Source organism: Chitinasiproducens palmae, from assembly GCF_900095735.1.
GTDB classification, from domain to species: Bacteria; Pseudomonadota; Gammaproteobacteria; order Burkholderiales; family Burkholderiaceae; genus Chitinasiproducens; species Chitinasiproducens palmae.
Map to the genome: position 1 here is coordinate 554758 of NZ_FNLO01000001.1, position 16434 is coordinate 571191.

Below are 16434 nucleotides of genomic sequence, written 5' to 3' on the forward strand. Positions count from 1 at the left end.
GTTGAGCCTGCCGACATTGTGGACGCTATACGGTCCGTTCTGGATCGCCGACTACTACACGCTGCTGCAGTGGTCGGCGGGCTTCTTCGCGCTGGTCATCCTCATCTCCAGCATCGACGACGTCTTTATCGACGTCTACTTCTGGGTACGCGAGGTCTGGCGTTCGCTGACGGTCAAGCGTCGCTATCCCAGTCTGACGGTCGCGCAGTTGATGGAGCGCGACGAGCAGCCGATCGCGATCATGATCCCGGCGTGGCACGAGTACGACGTGATCGCGGCCATGGTCGAGAACATGGTCGAAACCCTCGACTATGAGAACTACGCGATCTTCGTCGGCACCTATCCGAACGACGCGCAGACCATCGCCGAAGTCGAACGCATGCGTCGGCGCTACAAGCACCTGCATCGCGTCGAGGTGCCCCACGAGGGGCCGACCTGCAAGGCCGATTGTCTGAATTGGGTGATCCAGGCGATCTTCCTGAAGGAGCGCGAAAACGGCACGCCGTATGCTGGCGTCGTGTTGCACGACAGCGAGGACGTGCTGCACGCGCTCGAATTGCGTTTCTTCAATTACCTGCTGCCGCGCAAGGACATGGTCCAGTTGCCGGTGGCGTCGCTCGAACGGAGCTGGTACGAATTCGTGGCCGGCACCTATATGGACGAGTTCGCGGAATGGCACGCCAAGGATCTGGTGGTCCGCGAGAGCCTGACCGGGTCGGTTCCGTCCGCGGGAGTCGGCACCTGCTTCTCGCATCGCGCGATGCATGCGTTGGCGGATGCCACCAACCAACAGCCTTTCAATACCGACAGCCTTACCGAGGATTACGACGTCGGCGCGCGCCTGTCTAAGCTGGGCATGCGTTCGATCTTCGCGCGTTTTCCGGTCCGCTACCAGACTCGGCGCAAAACGTGGTTCGGCCTGGGTCCGGCCAAGGATTTCGAGATCGAAATGCCGCTTTGCGTGCGGGAGTTCTTCCCAGACACGGTGCGCACCGCCTACCGCCAGAAGGCGCGCTGGACGCTGGGCATCGGCCTGCAAAGCTGGCAGCAACTCGGCTGGAGCGGCTCGCTGGCAGCCCGCTATCTGCTGTTCCGCGACCGCAAGGGCGTCGTCACCGCATTCGTCGGCGTGCTCGCCTACGTGCTGGTACTGCAGTTCGCGCTGTTCTACTTCGCGAACGTCTTTGGCTGGCTGCCGGTCCGCTTCCCACCGCTGTTCGCCCCGGACGGGGTGATGCGCTGGGTGTTCTACGCCAATCTGATCGCCCTCTTCCAGCGCGTGTCGCAACGCATCATCTTCGTGAAGCGGCTCTACGGCTGGGAGCATGCGCTGCTGTCGGTGCCGCGCATGGCGATCGGCAACTTCATCAACTTCCTCGCCGTCGCGCGCGCCTGGCGGATGTTCCTGACGCACCTGGTGACCGGACGCCGTCTTGTGTGGGACAAGACGATGCACGACTTCCCATCCGCCGACCAGTTGATCGGCGAACGCCGTCGCCTGCGCCTGGGCGAGTTGCTTCTGTCCTGGCGCGCGATCAGCAACGAGCAGCTGGAGCGCGGCCTGAATCGACAGTCGCGGCGCGACCTGCCGCTGGGGCGCGCGCTGATCGCCGATGGCGCGATCGACGAAGAAACCCTTGCGGAAGCGATCTCCTATCAAAGCGAGTTGCCGCGCGTGCACGTCGACATGGCGCGGCTGCGCCGGGAGCGGGAACGAACCACCGTCCCGGTAGATTTCCAGGTGCGCTGGCGCGCGATCGATATCGGCAGCAACGAGACGGGCGACCACTGGCTGGCCGTGGCGGCGCCGCTGCCGCCCGAGGCCCTGGCCACGCTTCCCGCCGGCATCGTATGGCAGCAAGGCGTGGCGCGCGAAAGCGAGATTGCCGCGGGCCTGCGCGTGCTGCGTGGCGACCCCAGCGGCACGGTCGAGAATGCGGTGCCGCTGTTGGGCGACCTGCTGATCGAGATGGGGCTGCTGGCCAGACGGACTTTCGAGAAGGCACTGGAGGGGTATCGGCCGGAGCGCGATGGGCGCATCGGCGATCACCTGGTGCGGACCGGCGTGCTTGAGCCGCAGTCGGTCGAACGTGCTCTGCTCGAACAGCGCCATCGGCGCGAAGGACAAGTTGGCGCATGAAACAAACGCTTTTGACACTCGCCGTCGCAGCTACGCTGCTGCCGGCGGCGGCGCATGGCGCGACCGCCGCGGCCGCACGCGACGTTAGCTATACGATTGAACTGCCGCTCAGCGGACCCGCCTACCGATTGGCCACCGAGGCTCAAGCCGCGCTGCGCGCCGGACGGCGCGACGAGGCGCTGCGCAAGATCGACCAGGCGATCAGGCTGCGGCCGGACGTTACCCGCCTGCGCAGCCAGCGCGCCGCGATTCTCGCGCCGCCGCCCAGCGGTGGCGGCTCAGCAGGCGCAGGCGAACCGGCGCCTGCGGGCTACGACGACGCGCGGCTTGGCTACGCCGCCTATGACCGTGGCGACTACCCAGCCGCGGCGGCGGCTGCCGAGCGCGCCATTGCGCGGTCGCCCGACAACGTGGATTACCGCCTGCTGCTCGCCTCGGCCTACTACGCGAGCCAGGACCGGCGCTTCCTGAACGCCAGCGAAGCTGCCCTCGACGTGATGGAGAATCAGGCCGTCAGCCGGCCGCGTGCCACCTGTGCACTGGCCCGGCAGGCAGCGCAACTGAGCTGGCGGGCCTTGACGCGCGACGATCTGGTCAGAGCGCACGCGGGCGCAGCGTTCGCGCTCGACGCTGGCGAGGACTGTGGGGATGCCGACGAGCAGCACGCCTGGGCCCTGTTGCTGGTCGATGCCGGTCTGCGCAGCGCGCGTCCTGGCGCCATTGTCGACGCCCGCACGCGTGTCGCGGACTGGTTGGCGCGCGATCCGCACGACGCGGACGCACTCGCCTGGGATGCGTTCGATGCCAGCCGCGGCCTCAGCCCATCCGGCGATGACGGTGCCACGGCGCAGCGCGCGCGCATCGCTGCACACGCCGACGAACTGGCGGACAGCGCCACCCGCGTGGAGGTGGGCGACACGTCGGCCCGCCTCGCCGTAACGCCCGAGGCGCCGTTCAGCGCCGCCACCCGCGCGGCACAGCGGCGCCTGCTGGCAGCGGACCTGTACCTTGCCGTCGGCGACCGGGCACGCGCACGCAAGGCGCTGATGACGCTGCAGGCAGGCCTGCGCGAGGTCGGTACGGCGGACGCGGCGGCCGCAGGCGGCGTCTCCAACGGCGCGGGGGTGCAAGCGGCGTCAGACCATGGTGCGGCGGCCGCTGCGCCTGACGTGACGAACGCCAGGGCGACCGACAGGGAAACGGCGACCGGCACAACGGCGAACGGCGGCGACGCGAGCAACTATGCCAAGAACAACGCCACGAACAACGCGAGCAGTGACGCGAGCAGTGACGCGACCAGTGACGCGACCAGTGACGCGACCAGTGACGCGAGCAGTGACGCGAGCAATGGCAGCGGCGCGAACGCGGAAGTCGCGGCGAGGCAGTCGGCAACGCCAGACCTCACCGAGGCCACGGGCGACGACGATGACGACAACACGGCCGAAAGCGCTGGCGTGCTGCCGTCGCGCAATGGCCCCGGCGGTCTTCGCGGCAGCGCCAGCGTCAGGACCAGCAGAACCACGCCTGCGCAGGACGACGCAGCCCGGCGCACGCGCCTGCTCACGGCGGCAGGTCAGCGCCTCGACGCGTTGGCAGCCTTCGCCCGCGCGCCCGTGCCGCCCGCCCCACGGCTTGCCTGCCGCAACCGCAACGACGGCCTGTTCTGTTACACGCGGGCCGGGGACTGGCCCCGCGATCCGGGCTTCCAGGCGGCTAGCGAAGGCTACGCGGCGTTGCGCGCCGGCCATCCGGAACTCGCGGCCGACGCCGCGCGGCGCGCGCTCGCCGCCTCCCCGGACAATATCGGGCATGCGTTGTTGTTGATCGATGCGGAACACGCTGCGGGCCACGACGATGCGGCGCTCGCCGCTGCAGACGCCGCCATCGCGCGGGACGGTGACGTCGCTCGTCTGCTTGCGGCCCGCGCCCGGCTGCGCCAGGCCAACGGCGACCCCAAGGGCGCCCGCGCCGACGCCGATCGCGCGCTTGCGCAACCCGAGGGGCTCGATACCGCGGAGCGAATCTCATTGCTGGCGACGAGTGGCCGGCGGCGCGAGGCGCGCGCCGCCTACGACACCGCACGGCGGAACGGCGAGCTCGATCGGATGTCGCCGCTGGCGCTCGGCTACGTGGCCGCGCAGGCCGGCGATGCAAAGACCGCCGACGCGGCGTTCACCCGTGCACGTGCCGACGGCAAGCTGCCGGACAGCGCCTTGTTGGACAGCGGCTATGCGGCGCAGGCGGCGGGCCGGCCAGAGGCAGCGGTCAGCGCGTTCCGCTCGGCGATCGACGCGCGCAACGATGGTCGCCTGCCACAGCTGGGCCCGCAGGAAACCTTCGAAGTGCGGCGCGCGGTCGACACCTTGACGCGTCGGTGGGGTGCCATCGCGTCGCTGACCTATGGCGGCTCGGCCGCGGTCGGCGGCATCGGCTTGCCCACCACCGACGGCGGCGACGCGCTGCAGGCTGGCGCCGAGATCTACTACCGGCCGTCGCTCCGTTACGGATCACGGCTGGAGGTCTACGGGCGCCTGTACGACACGTTGTACGCGCGTCGCGACAGTCAGTCTCTGTCGCGTTCGCTGCAAGCCAGTGCCGGTATCCGCATTCGTCCGCTGCCGTTCGACGCCGTCTTCGCGCTCGAACGCATCGTGCCGCTGGGCAGCGGCGTGCGCGGCGACTGGCTGGTACGCGCGGCTTACTCGACCGGCTTCGGCACGGACCTGCGCGTGGACCGCGACCAGTGGTGGACCGGCCAGCTCTATGCCGAGGCGGGGCGTTACCTCCAGCAGTCGCGCAATTATGCCGACGTCGAGGCTCGGCTCGGCCGCAGCATGCGTGTCAGCAGCGCCTGGCCGACGCTAGTGGTGATGCCGCATTGGGTGATGGCCGCCGATTACGACTCCGCCAATGCACGACGCCTCTCGGTCGGCACGGGTCCGGGCGTGGCGGTGCGCTACTCATTCCGGCAGGACGCGTGGACCGCGCCGCGCTCGGTGTTCGAGCTGGCCGTCCAGTACCGCATCAAGGTCAATGGCGACGACCGCAACAACGGTGTGTTCGTGAGAGCCACCCTCTCCTACTGACCGTGCAGTAAGGCAGGCAACGGCACGCACGGCGCTCGCCGCTCTGTATTGCCTTGCACTGCTTTGCGTTGCACCGTCGAACCGCGAGCGCTGTTGCCTGGCGGCTCGCCCGCCGAGCCAGACGCGGGTCACGGCATCCGCTGCGTGGCCGGCCGACGAGAGACACGGGCGCACGCGTTGGGCGCCGGGGAGCCGGGGAGCCGACGAGGCGCAAAGGCACAGGCCACGGTTCGGTCAATGCGCCGCGCATTGGCCATGCGCCTGTTTGCGGATTGCGCCGCCGTGGTGCGCCGGCACGCAGGCTGCGCCGGTTCTTTGCCGCCACCCGGCATGCCCTTCATTTCGAGCCCGGTTTCTTTGCGACAGGTGACGCCTGGATGGCCGGCGGTTATGCTGTAGACCCGTAAAACATCAAGCGACGCGACGGCCGCCGTATCGGGCATCGACAGGCAAGCGGGGCACGCCCCCCGCTTGCTTACCGCCCGCCGCGCGCACCGAAGTCAGCTTCAACAAGACGCGCATGGTCATCAGGTTTCAGCCCCGTTTTCAGCCCGGCTCTCCGCAAGCAGCGCGCGCGTCGGCGCGTGCAGTCAGTCATCCAATGAATTTCTCTCGGCCGGCCCGGTGGCGACACGCGGCGCGTGCTCGGTCAATCCTCAGCGCCCTTTCCGGCACACCTTTCCGCGCGCTGTTCGGCGCATTTGTTGGTGCAGTTGTTGCCGCATCTGTCGGCGCATCTGTCGGGATCAGCAGTGCGCTGGCCGCCGGCGCGCCGTTGTGCGCCGAAGGCGTTGTCTGGCAACCCGACGCCGACCACCTGAAGCCAGTCGGGGACTGGCAAAAGCTGGGCATCAAGCGTCTGCTCGTGCAGTGGACCGTGGTGGACAACATTGCGTTAATCGACGGTACCAAGCTGTCCACCCTTGGCGCTATGCCGGACTGGGAGCGCATCGCCCGCGAGCCGTGGGCCCACGAGACCGTGCTAGGGCTGGCCGGCCGTTTCAACGAGCCGCAGGCTCGGGCGCAGGCGGGCGCGTTGGCGGCGTTGTCGCTGAGCCTGCCGCGTCCGACGCCCGCGCTGCGCATCGGCGGCTACTACTTCCCAGTCGAGGCCGATCCGACCTGGACCGACGTCGCCGCGTTCGGCCGCATCCTGGCGGGTCTGCCGAGACCGTTGTGGATCAGTGTCTACGACAACAGTAACATCGGACCGCAGGCGCTCGCCGCCTGGGTCAACAAGTGGCTGCCAGCGGACATCGGGGTCTATTTCCAGGATGGTGTCGGCCTCTACACGCGCTCGCCGGACGTCGCGCTGCAGTATGCCGATGCCTTGATCGCGACACGCGGCAAGGCACGCGTGCGGATCATCGCCGAAGCATTCCGGCCACGTTTCGGGGGCGGTGTGCGCAGCGCAACCGCGGCGGAGTTGGCCGAACAGTTGCGCAGCTATGCCGGCAGGTCGGTCTGGTTGTTCGACGGACCCCACTACGTCAATGCCGATCTGATCCGCGAGCTCGTCGCGCTTGGCGCCGGTCAAGGCTGTCGCTGAAACAGCCGTCGCTTCGCTCTTCCTTATCTCGTCACTCACCGCCGTTCGGGCCGCAACGACCTCAGACCATGACGTCGTGCCAGCGTCCCGCGGCGGCTGATCCCTGCGCGTGGCCCCGGCGCTTGCGGCCCGCCTGTTCGGCGCGCGCACCGCAGCGACGAACGCCTTCAGTTCGGTTTCGCGCCCACCGTCTACCGCTGCCATGACGCGTGCTGCCGCCTTGGGTCGACCCGTTCCGGCGCAGACGAAGGCAGGCCAACGGCGCGGCCCGCTCCTTTCCGCGATGCCGGGCCCAGTTCCGGCGCTAAACGATTACGGCACGATCGAGAGGTGGCCGCATCCGACGTGGCCGCATCCGGACAGCGAATCGAACGCCGGTTACGCCGTCTCTCGGTATTGAGCCCGGTCGCGCCTCGTATTACCGGCAACACACATTACCGGCAACACACGTTACCTGCAACACACATTACCGGCAACACACGGCCGGCACCTTCACAGCGCGACAGCACCTACGCTCACGGCGGCATGCCGACATGCCTGCCACGCGGCGCCACCACGTCAGACCAGCGCCATGGCCGCTCACACCGGGGACCACGCGAGCCGTGCGGCGCCGATCCTTTGTTGCGCTAATCAGTTCGATCGACTCCGACAACTTCAATCAAGTTGCAATCATATATCGCGGCGCTGCACTGGCGCATGATGCCGTTGCCCTAACGATAAATAAGAATTTTCGCATGAGCGCGCTCGAAAACCGCCTTGCGGAGATCGCGCAAAGGCTTTCGTCAACTACGCAGAATGAACAAGATGCAACACTTTTCTCTTTCACACCCACGCGCGGCGCAGACGCGTCGCCGTGCCGAACGCGGCCTGTCCCTGATCGAGGCGTCGATGGTGCTTGCGCTTGCCGCCGTGGTGATTGGCGGCGCGGTCGCGTACTACCAGATGGCGTCGCAGCGTAGCAAGAACGTGGCGACCAACGGTGCGTTGCAGACGATCGTCTCGACCGTCGATTCACTCTACGCAAGCAAAGGCACTTACGACGGCTTGACCGATGCCACGCTGGCTTCGTCCGGCATGTTGCCCGCGCATCTGGTCGATTCCAAGAACAAGAAATTGCTCTCGCCGCACGGTGGCACCTTCACCGTTAAGGGCACCGGCACCAAATACACGGTGCAGGTAGACAACGTCAAACCAGCACTCTGTCTGATGCTCGCCCACAACGATTTCGGCACCAACCTGGTCAGTTTCAAGATCAACGGACAGGATGTATCCGGAGATGCATACGACGAGGCATGCAGCACGGACGGCGGCGCCGCAGTACCGATGGTCTGGGAGCTGTATTGAGCCGATACGACGGGCGCGGCCCTGCGAATCGACTGTCGCAGGCCGACGCGTGGCCGCCGCTCGGCGCCGCGTTCTGGAGATAGCCTCGCCCGCCAGGCAACCAACTGGCTCATGACGGCAATCCTGCGTTCGTGCCGCTTGGATCGTTCGACCCGCGGCCCTCGGTTCGCCCAATCGGCGCTTCAGTCATGGAAACCTTTTTTTGGCCTTGGGAAAGATGAATCAATCCGGTGGTCTCTCGCATCGCGCGCGCATGGTAGCGCTTACGGCCGCCGTGCTCGCCGCATGGCCGGTAGCGCATGCCGCGCTCGCGGCATCGCCCCCTGCGCCCGAGCCGGTGCGTGTGCGCCCGGCCCCGGTGTCCGAAGACAAAACGCTTCGGGATCCGCTTGCGCAGGTAGCCACGGCACTCGGTTCAGGCGAAGCCGACGCCTCGATCCCCAGGGTGGCCAGTGCCCCTGCCGACGCCCTGGGCGGCAGCGATGTCACCGCCCCCGCAGATGCGACGTCTGCTGCGGCAAGATCGGATCCGCTCTCTACGGTCTGGGTAGCCGACAGCGGCAGCGAGTTGCGAGAAACCTTGATTGCCTGGGCGGAGCGTGCCGGATGGAGCGTCGTGTGGAACAGCGACTACGACTTCCGCTTGCGCGCCGGCGCCCGCTTCACGGGGCCTTTCGAAAGCGCGTTGAAGTCACTGCTGGACTCGGTGCGTACTGCAGGTGGGCAAGTCTACCTACGTCTGTATGCCGGAAACCGTGTAGTTGTCGTTCGCGATACTTGGGAAGACTGACGATTCGACGCGACCAATCTCTTCAACCACTTTACCGCCAATGAAGCCAAGAGTTGTTGCGACTGCCGCCATCCTTGCAGCGCTGGGCGCGTGCAGCACCTTGCGCGATGAGGTCCGATCGAGCCAGAACGATGCGCTCGACACGACGAACGCATCGTTCGACGAGGCAGCGGAGCCCGCGCCCGTCGCCTCCGCCGCACCATTTGCGATCGAGCCGCGATCGTACGTCGCTTTGCAGGCGTCGCGCGTTCCCGCCTATCGGCGTCTGCCCGATACGTTGGAACGCCGCAGCGGGGTAACGCTCGCGGCAGCCGCGCCGTTGGATCTGCCCGGCATCGCTTCACTGCTCACCCGGGTGACCGGCATCCCGGTTGCCATCGACGAGTCCGCTGGCACTTCGCGAGACGGCGCCGCGACCACGGCCCGCGGCAACGACCAGTACGACGCCGCGCGGATCGGAGAAGCGCTGTCCAATGTGGCACCACGCGCGGTGACGAGCGGTCGCACGCCCTCCGCGTTCGCGGCGCCGGCGCCGCTCTCCGATCGGCAGCGCATGGACGTGCGCTTCCAGGGACCGCTTTCGCAGTTCCTGCGGCTGATCGAAAGTTACTTCAACGTCGGCTGGCGATATGAGAATGGCACGCTCCACCTGGCCCGCTCGATTACGCGGACGTTCCCGATTGCCGCCCTGCCATCGCTGGTGACGGCACAGGCGGATCTGAACATCGGTTTGACGTCCGAAGTCGGTGACAACAGCGGCGGCGGCAACGGCAGCAACAGCAACAGCGGTTCGAAGTCCGGTGTGCAACAGAGCGCGTCGGTACAGGTGGCGTTTGATCTGTGGAAAGACATCGATGCCACCGTCAAGACCATCCTGGGCGGCCAAGGCGCCTACACCTTGTCGCGCGGGCTCTCAGCTTTGACCGTGACCGCCGCGCCACGCCTGATGGACGATGTCTCCAAGTACGTTGAGAGCGTGAATCGGCAGCTTGAACGGCAGGTGACGGTAAATGTCGCGGTGTATAGCGTGACGCTCGACGACGCGTCCGAACGGCGCTTCTCGCTGCATGGGCTGTTCGCCAGCGGCAGATTCCTGGCGGGGGTGAACGACCCTGGCAACGCGCTCTCCGGCGACACGATCTCAGCGGGCGTGCTCGACGGCCGGAACGGCAACATCAGCGGCCTGCTGAAGCTGCTGGACCAGACGGGTCGCGTCAGTGTCGTGACCAACGCCTCGGTCACGACGATGTCGGGCCAGCCAGTGCCACTGCAGGTCTCGAACGCACGCGGCTACGTCTCGAAGATCGGCACGGTGATGAACCAGATCACTACGCAGCGGGAGGTCACGACCTCCACCGTGACAACCGGTTTCGCGTTGAACGTGCTACCTAAGGTGCTTGATTCAGGCGAGGTGTTGTTGCAATACGGCGTCAACATCTCCGCCCTGGTTGGCAAGGACGGCGGCTTTGACCGGATCCGGTTGGGAGACAAGGAGCCGGAGTTGTCGCTGCCAAACGTGGATCAACGCTCATTCGTGCAGGAGAGCCTGCTGCATAACGGCTCAACGCTGGTCATGGCCGGGTTTCAACACGTGAACGAAACGATGCAGGAGGACGGCAAGGGCAGCACGTCGTTCAAGGCGTTTGGCGGCGGCAGTAGCGCGTCCCGCAAGCGACAACTGATCGTCATCTGCATCACGCCGAAAGTACACCGTCGCGAAGCACGCTTCGCGCGAGCCGGCGGCTGAGGCATGAGTGCGTTGAACCTCGCGCCCGGGCTCGATCGAGCCGCTGAAGAAAACAAACTGGTCGGCGTCGTCACGGAGAGTGGGCGACAGTACGCAGTCAGCTTGATCTGGCATACGGCGTGCACACCGCAAGCGCTGGCCGCCGAGGCCCGCGAGAGCGCGTCGCGATTGCAGGCGGGTGTCCTCTGCCTTTATCCGGCGCGAGATCCGGGAGGGGTCACGCAGTACGGCCTGGGCGAGCTGCTGCTTGGGCATCGACACGGTCTTGCCGCACTCGCCCCTAGCATAGCGGCCGGCTGTTTGAACTCGCTGCTGGCCGCCTGGCGAACCACCGGCGGCGCCTGGGTGGTGATCGCCATTCGTGACGACAACACGATCGTGTGCGACAAGGCCTTTGCGCACGAATCCGACGCGGCAACGGCTTTCCTCGATCATTTGACGGACGAATGGACCGAACGGATTTGTCCGTCCCACTGGTCGAACCCGAGCACCACAGACGCGCCGCTCGCCAGCTATCTGCGGGCCAAGAAGGTGCTCTTGCAGACGCCGCGCGGCGCTCGCAATCGCGTGCTCCGCCTCGGTGCCGTGTCGTTGCTGACCGTCTTGGCTGCAGGTGGCGTGCTGTATCTCCTAAAGTCACAGGAAAAGGCGCAGGTGCCCGGTAAGCCGGTCTTGCACTCACCCAAGGCCAGCCGGCCCTGGGCCGGTGCGCCGCGGCTGCTACCGGCCTTGCTGGCGTGCGAACGTGCACTGCGCCGCGACGGTTTCGGCCTGCTCAGCATACCGGGCTGGAAACTCGGCGAGGCCGGCCGCTGCGACGGCAAGTCGGTGCGTTTCGGCCTAGTGCGCACGACAGGGACGCGTGGCTGGGCAGACTATGCGCTGCGCTCGATCCCGGGGGACCTGAACGTGACGGGCACGCACAGCGCGCTGACCGTGAGCCGTCCGCTGCCGCCAGCGCCAGTACTGGAGCAGTTGTCCGATGAGCCGCCGTTGCGCGAGGCCTTGCGGTACCTGCAGGCTCAGTTCGAGGAAGCCGGGGTCGAACTGGATGGCCGGCTCGAGCATGAGCCAAGCGACGTCCTCCATGTGTCGTTCAACGTGCAGGGCGACATGCTGCCATTCGCCTCGGTGTTTGAGCCAATCCGAAACGCGGTGCTTCGGGAAATCACATACGACGTGCTGACCGACTCTTGGCGTGTCACGGCAGCCCTCTATCCCCGTCCCGTCTCCCCAACCGACCCAGCGCTCCCATGATGCGATACGAGCTCGAGTGCCCCTTTCCCGCCCTACTGTCGCCGCCGTTGGTGCGGCTTAGCGCGTCGGTCTACGCGTCGGTGTCAGGCCGGCGGCTGAACCGCGCTGTTCTCTTCGTCGTATGCGGCTTCGCCCTGCATGCCGGCAGCGCAGCCGCATTGACCGCAGCATCGGCTGGGCAGGTCGACGCGGACACCACGATGAATACGCCGGCGGCCACCCCTGCCCCCTCGTCAGCCACGCAAGCTCCGCCGCTCGCCATGCCGGACCTGGTGCGTTACCGCGCGGACCTGGAAGAAATGCAGCGTCTGCGGCGCACGAACGAGGTGCTGCGCCTGCGACTCGAAAACCAGAAACTGGAAGCTGGTCTGGCCAAACTCAATTCGGGCGCGGCCAGTATCGACGCCGACGATGCCGACAGCCTGCAGGGCGCCCTGACGAACTGGGTGGGCGCCCGCGGCGATGCGGCCCGCGCACAGATCTGGTTGCGGGGTCAAGGCACGCTCCAGATCGTCACCGGCGATCTCGTCGGCAACGGTTGGCGCGTCGCCCAAATCAGCGCGAACGGCGTCGTACTGCAACGAAAGGGGCGGCGCTATGTGCTGCCCTTCGGCACCGCCCAGGCGCCGTCGACGACGGGCACGGAGTCCTGAACAATCATGCGCCGGCATACGTCCGAAAACGGTCGCGGTGGAATGGCGTCGATCGACGCGACGGATGCACATGTGCGGGAGCTGTTCGAGCGCTCACAACGGATGATCAGCGCGCGCGGCGGTCTGCTTGAAGCCTCGCCCGCGCAAAGACGTGCCTGCGCGTTATACGAAGACGGGGTGATGGTGGTCGACCGCATGGCGCAGCGCGACGCCAACGTGTTGGCCCTGCGGGAGACTGCGGCGCGGCGCGGCGTGCGCGTGCACACCGTCTACCTGGTGGACCTCGCGGTCGTACGTCTGCTTTACGAGAATGCCGAGCGCGGCACGTCTAGCGGAGTGGGTCACGCGCGCAGGGATGTCGAACCGATGGAAGCCGCGGTGGCCCAGTTGATCAAGGAGGCGGCCAGCGCGCACGCCAGCGACATCCATATCAAAATCCATAGCCACGAGGCCGAACTGTTCTTCCGGTCGGACGGCCAGATGATGCGGGTGCGGCAGATCGAGGCGCGTCATGCCCACGCATTACTCGCAACCCTTTTCAACGGGTCGGACGACGCCGACGCGACATACCGCGTATACGATTATCAAGCCGCGCGGATCTCGGCGACCTCGCGCATCCCGCTGCCGCCGAACGTGCAATCCATCCGCTTGCAATTCAATCCGCTGGCGGGCGGCGGACGACATCTGGTGGCGCGCCTGCTGTACGCGGAGAAGCAGTGGGGGCACCGGGTGACGCTCCAGCAACTGGGCTTCCTGCCAGTGCACGTCGAACAGCTTGCCCATCTGCGCCAGTTGCCGGAAGGCGCCAACTTCGTGTCGGGACCGACTGGTTCCGGTAAATCGACCACGTTGAAGGTGATCCTCGAACAGCTGTACCGCGAGCGGCACAAGCGGATCAACATGCTGAGCATCGAGGACCCGCCCGAATACGAGATCGCCGGCGCCGCTCAGTTGCCGGTGACCAACGTCGAATCGGAGGAACAACGGGCCGCGGCCTATCGCAAGGCGATCGTCGCGGCGCTGCGTTCGGACCCGGACGTCATCATGCCAGGCGAGGCGCGCGACGCCTCGATCATCGCGCTCGTGTTCACCGCCGCGATGACGGGTCACCAGGTCTGGACGTCGCTCCATGCGAATAGTGCGATGGCGATCATCGACCGCCTGCGCGACCAAAGCGTGGATACCTTCAAGCTGACCGACCCCAGGCTGTTGACAGGGCTGATTGCGCAGCGTCTGGTTCGCCTGGTGTGCCCGCACTGTAGCGTGCCAATCATCCGTCTGTCTGGCGCACAAGCACGGGCGCAACTCGGCGACGCCCTCCACGAGCACCTGCCGGTGCTCGCCGGCGGACTCCATGAGCAGATCCGTGTGCACTCGCCCGCGGGCTGTGACGCGTGTCGTGGCGGTTATGCGGGCCGTCGCGTGGTGGCGGAAGTGATCTGTCCAGACCAGACCTTCCTCGATCTAGCCGTGCGCGGGCAGCGCAACGAAGCCGAAAGCTATTGGCGCGACGCCCTCGGTGGCGTGTCGATTGCCGAGCACGGCTGGGTGCAACTGGTGAACGGCCATGTCGATCCTGCGGACCTGTTGAGCCGCCTAGGGCCGATCTCGGCACCGGTCGCGGAACGACAACGCGACTTTGCGCAACTGGGCTTGATCGCTATTCGGGACGACCTATGATTGATCTGAGGAAATGGTTTCGCTTGTCACCGCGTCGAGCTGCCGTAACCGGTCCGGACGGCGCGGCCACGAAACGCTCGCAGGTGTCCGGCCTCGAGCGGCGTTTTGTCAGAATTCAGTTCACGACCGCGCAGCGCATGCGGCTTTACGAGAAGCTCGCGCGCTTCGTCGCGAACGGGGTTCCGCTCACGCACGCGCTGGACGAGCTGTATCTGCATGTGTCGTTCGAGGGGCGGAAGCCGAAGACGTCGAGTGCCGTTGCGGTCGACAGTTGGCGCAGCGCCTTGCGCAACGGTCAGACACTCAGTCAGTCGCTGCAGGGCTGGGCGCCGACCATGGAGCGCTCGCTGGTGCAGGCCGGAGAAATGTCGGGGCGTCTCGACAAGGCGCTCGAAGACGTGCTGTTTCTCAATACCGCCTCCAAACAGATTCGCAGCGCGCTGGGCGGCCTGTTGTATCCGCTGGTGCTGCTCTCATGCACCGTGTTCTTCATGTGGATCTTCGGCACGCAGGTGGTGCCGGTGTTCGCGCAAATCCTGCCGGTCGATCGTTGGGAAGGCAACGCGGCGACGCTCGCCGGCCTCGCACGTTTCGTCAACGGCGGCCTGTGGCCGACGCTCGCCGCCGTGATCGCGCTGCTGTGCTTCGCGCTCGCGTCGCTGCCGCGCTGGACCGGACCGCTGCGTCGGCATCTCGAACGATTTCCGCCTTGGTCCGTGTACCGGACCGCCGCGGGTTGCGGGTTCATGGCGTCGCTCAGTGCCTTGCTGCACGCCGGCGTGCCCGCCCCGACGGCGCTCAAGCTCATGTACCAGAACGCCAACCCGTGGTACGCGCAGCGCGTGGCCGCGATCCGACGCGCGCTGCTCAACGGTGCAAACGATGTCGGCGACGCGATGTACCGGGCGGGCTACGACTTTCCGAGCCGCGACATGGTGATGGACATCCGCGCGTACGCGGCGCTCGACGGCTTCGAGGAGATGCTGGAGAAGCTTTCCCGGCAATGGCTCAGCGAGTCCGTCAGGGCGATCCAGTCGCAGACGGCAGCAATGCGCACCGGCGCGATCATCCTCATGGCCGGCGTGTTCGGCTGGATCATCTCCTCGATGTTCGAACTTCAGCAACAGGTTTCCGCCGCCGCGACGTGAAATCTTCTTGAGCAGTGCGATGACTCGACTCCCCTCCCATCCAAACGGCATGGCCGGCCCGTCATGTTCCGAGCAGCGCCTGTGCGACCTGCAGTTCGCGGATCTGATGATCTGGGGCAATGGCGATGCGTTCCTGCGTCACGTGCACGGTCATCCCGGACCGGTCGTGCCGTTGCCAAGCGGCTATGAAGACGACGTGCAACGCATTCGGGAACGGCTGGACGCCGAGGCCGACAAACGCGAATTCTTCGTGATGCACGATGGCGTGCCTTACCGGGTGGCACGCGTGCAGACCATCGATGGGCACGGTTTCTTCCTGCGCCGCGCACGCTATCCCGTGCCGAAGCTTGAAGCGCTTGGCATGAAACCGGCAATGGTCGACATGCTGCGCGCGCTTGGCGACCGGCACGGCATGATCCTGATGGCCGGCGCGACAGGTTCCGGGAAGACCACCACGATCTACTCGCTGCTCGACGACTACGCAACCCGACTTGGCGACATCATCATCGCGATCGAGGATCCGCCCGAGATCCCCGTGCAGGGCAGCTACGGCGAGCGGCGGCAGGGGCTCTGGTATCAGATCGACGCCAAGCAGGCTGGCGGCTACGAGGCCGCGATGATCGCCGCGATGCGCTACAACCCGCGCTTCGTGTTCGTCGGCGAGGTACGCGCGCCCAGCGTGGCGAACGAGGCGATTCGCGCCGCGGTGAACGGCCACCTCGTCGTCGCGACGATCCACGGCAACTCCATCCCGGGCGCGATCCTGGCGCTGCAGCAGATCGCAGCCGCGGCGACTGGTTCCACCGACCTCGCCCGCTCGATCCTGGCCGACGGCTTGCTGGCGGTGCTCCACCAGGAATTGCGCCCGCTCGAATCGGAGCCCGGCAAGCGCGCGTTGCATGCTCAGATGCTCTGCCTTGGCGACGACCATGGCCTGCGCGCCAAGATTCGCAGCGGCAAGCTGGAGCATCTCAGTACGGACATCGAGGCGCAGCGGATGAAGATCGCGCGCGGCATGCTACCCGTCGCACGGTGAAGCG

Annotated in this window: 11 protein-coding genes; all 11 read left to right on the forward strand. The window is 66.5% G+C overall.

Going from position 1 to position 16434, the window contains the following annotated elements:
- Window position 1: 1 nt before the first annotated feature.
- Complete coding sequence (locus BLU54_RS02095; protein ID WP_235837744.1) at window positions 2-2140, forward strand: glycosyl transferase family protein; 2139 nt, start codon at window positions 2-4, stop codon at window positions 2138-2140.
- Window positions 2137-5226 (forward strand): NfrA family protein, encoded by a 3090-nt coding sequence (locus BLU54_RS02100; protein ID WP_091904042.1) that lies wholly within the window; start codon window positions 2137-2139, stop codon window positions 5224-5226. Before BLU54_RS02095 ends, BLU54_RS02100 begins: the two co-directional genes overlap by 4 nt.
- A 775-nt stretch (window positions 5227-6001) precedes the next feature.
- Window positions 6002-6775 carry an alpha-amylase family protein gene (locus tag BLU54_RS02105; protein WP_235837745.1) on the forward strand — a complete coding sequence of 258 codons (774 nt, stop codon included), beginning with the start codon at window positions 6002-6004 and terminating at the stop codon, window positions 6773-6775.
- An 804-nt stretch (window positions 6776-7579) separates the two neighbouring features.
- Window positions 7580-8119: a type 4 pilus major pilin gene (locus tag BLU54_RS02110; RefSeq protein WP_170844980.1), complete on the forward strand. Its 540-nt coding sequence runs from the start codon at window positions 7580-7582 to the stop codon at window positions 8117-8119.
- Between the two features lie 217 nt (window positions 8120-8336).
- Entirely contained in the window at window positions 8337-8909 is a 573-nt protein-coding gene (locus tag BLU54_RS02115) for a toxin co-regulated pilus biosynthesis Q family protein (RefSeq protein WP_091904046.1), read from the forward strand.
- Window positions 8910-8949: 40 nt separating this feature from the next.
- Entirely contained in the window at window positions 8950-10656 is a 1707-nt protein-coding gene (locus BLU54_RS02120; RefSeq protein WP_091904048.1) for a secretin N-terminal domain-containing protein, read from the forward strand.
- A 3-nt stretch (window positions 10657-10659) separates the two neighbouring features.
- Window positions 10660-11913 (forward strand): type 4b pilus protein PilO2, encoded by a 1254-nt coding sequence (locus BLU54_RS02125; protein ID WP_091904050.1) that lies wholly within the window; start codon window positions 10660-10662, stop codon window positions 11911-11913.
- A 200-nt stretch (window positions 11914-12113) separates the two neighbouring features.
- The gene (locus BLU54_RS02130) at window positions 12114-12566 is read left to right on the forward strand and encodes a hypothetical protein (RefSeq protein ID WP_139169411.1); all 453 of its coding nucleotides are present in this window, start codon (window positions 12114-12116) and stop codon (window positions 12564-12566) included.
- 42 nt (window positions 12567-12608) lie between these two features.
- Window positions 12609-14246: a GspE/PulE family protein gene (locus tag BLU54_RS02135; protein WP_211435284.1), complete on the forward strand. Its 1638-nt coding sequence runs from the start codon at window positions 12609-12611 to the stop codon at window positions 14244-14246.
- Window positions 14243-15394 (forward strand): type II secretion system F family protein, encoded by a 1152-nt coding sequence (locus BLU54_RS02140; RefSeq protein WP_091904056.1) that lies wholly within the window; start codon window positions 14243-14245, stop codon window positions 15392-15394. The genes BLU54_RS02135 and BLU54_RS02140 overlap by 4 nt, the downstream gene beginning before the upstream one ends.
- A 19-nt stretch (window positions 15395-15413) precedes the next feature.
- A complete protein-coding gene (locus BLU54_RS02145; protein WP_235837746.1) occupies window positions 15414-16430 on the forward strand; it encodes an ATPase, T2SS/T4P/T4SS family in 1017 nt (338 codons plus the stop codon).
- Window positions 16431-16434: the final 4 nt, after the last annotated feature.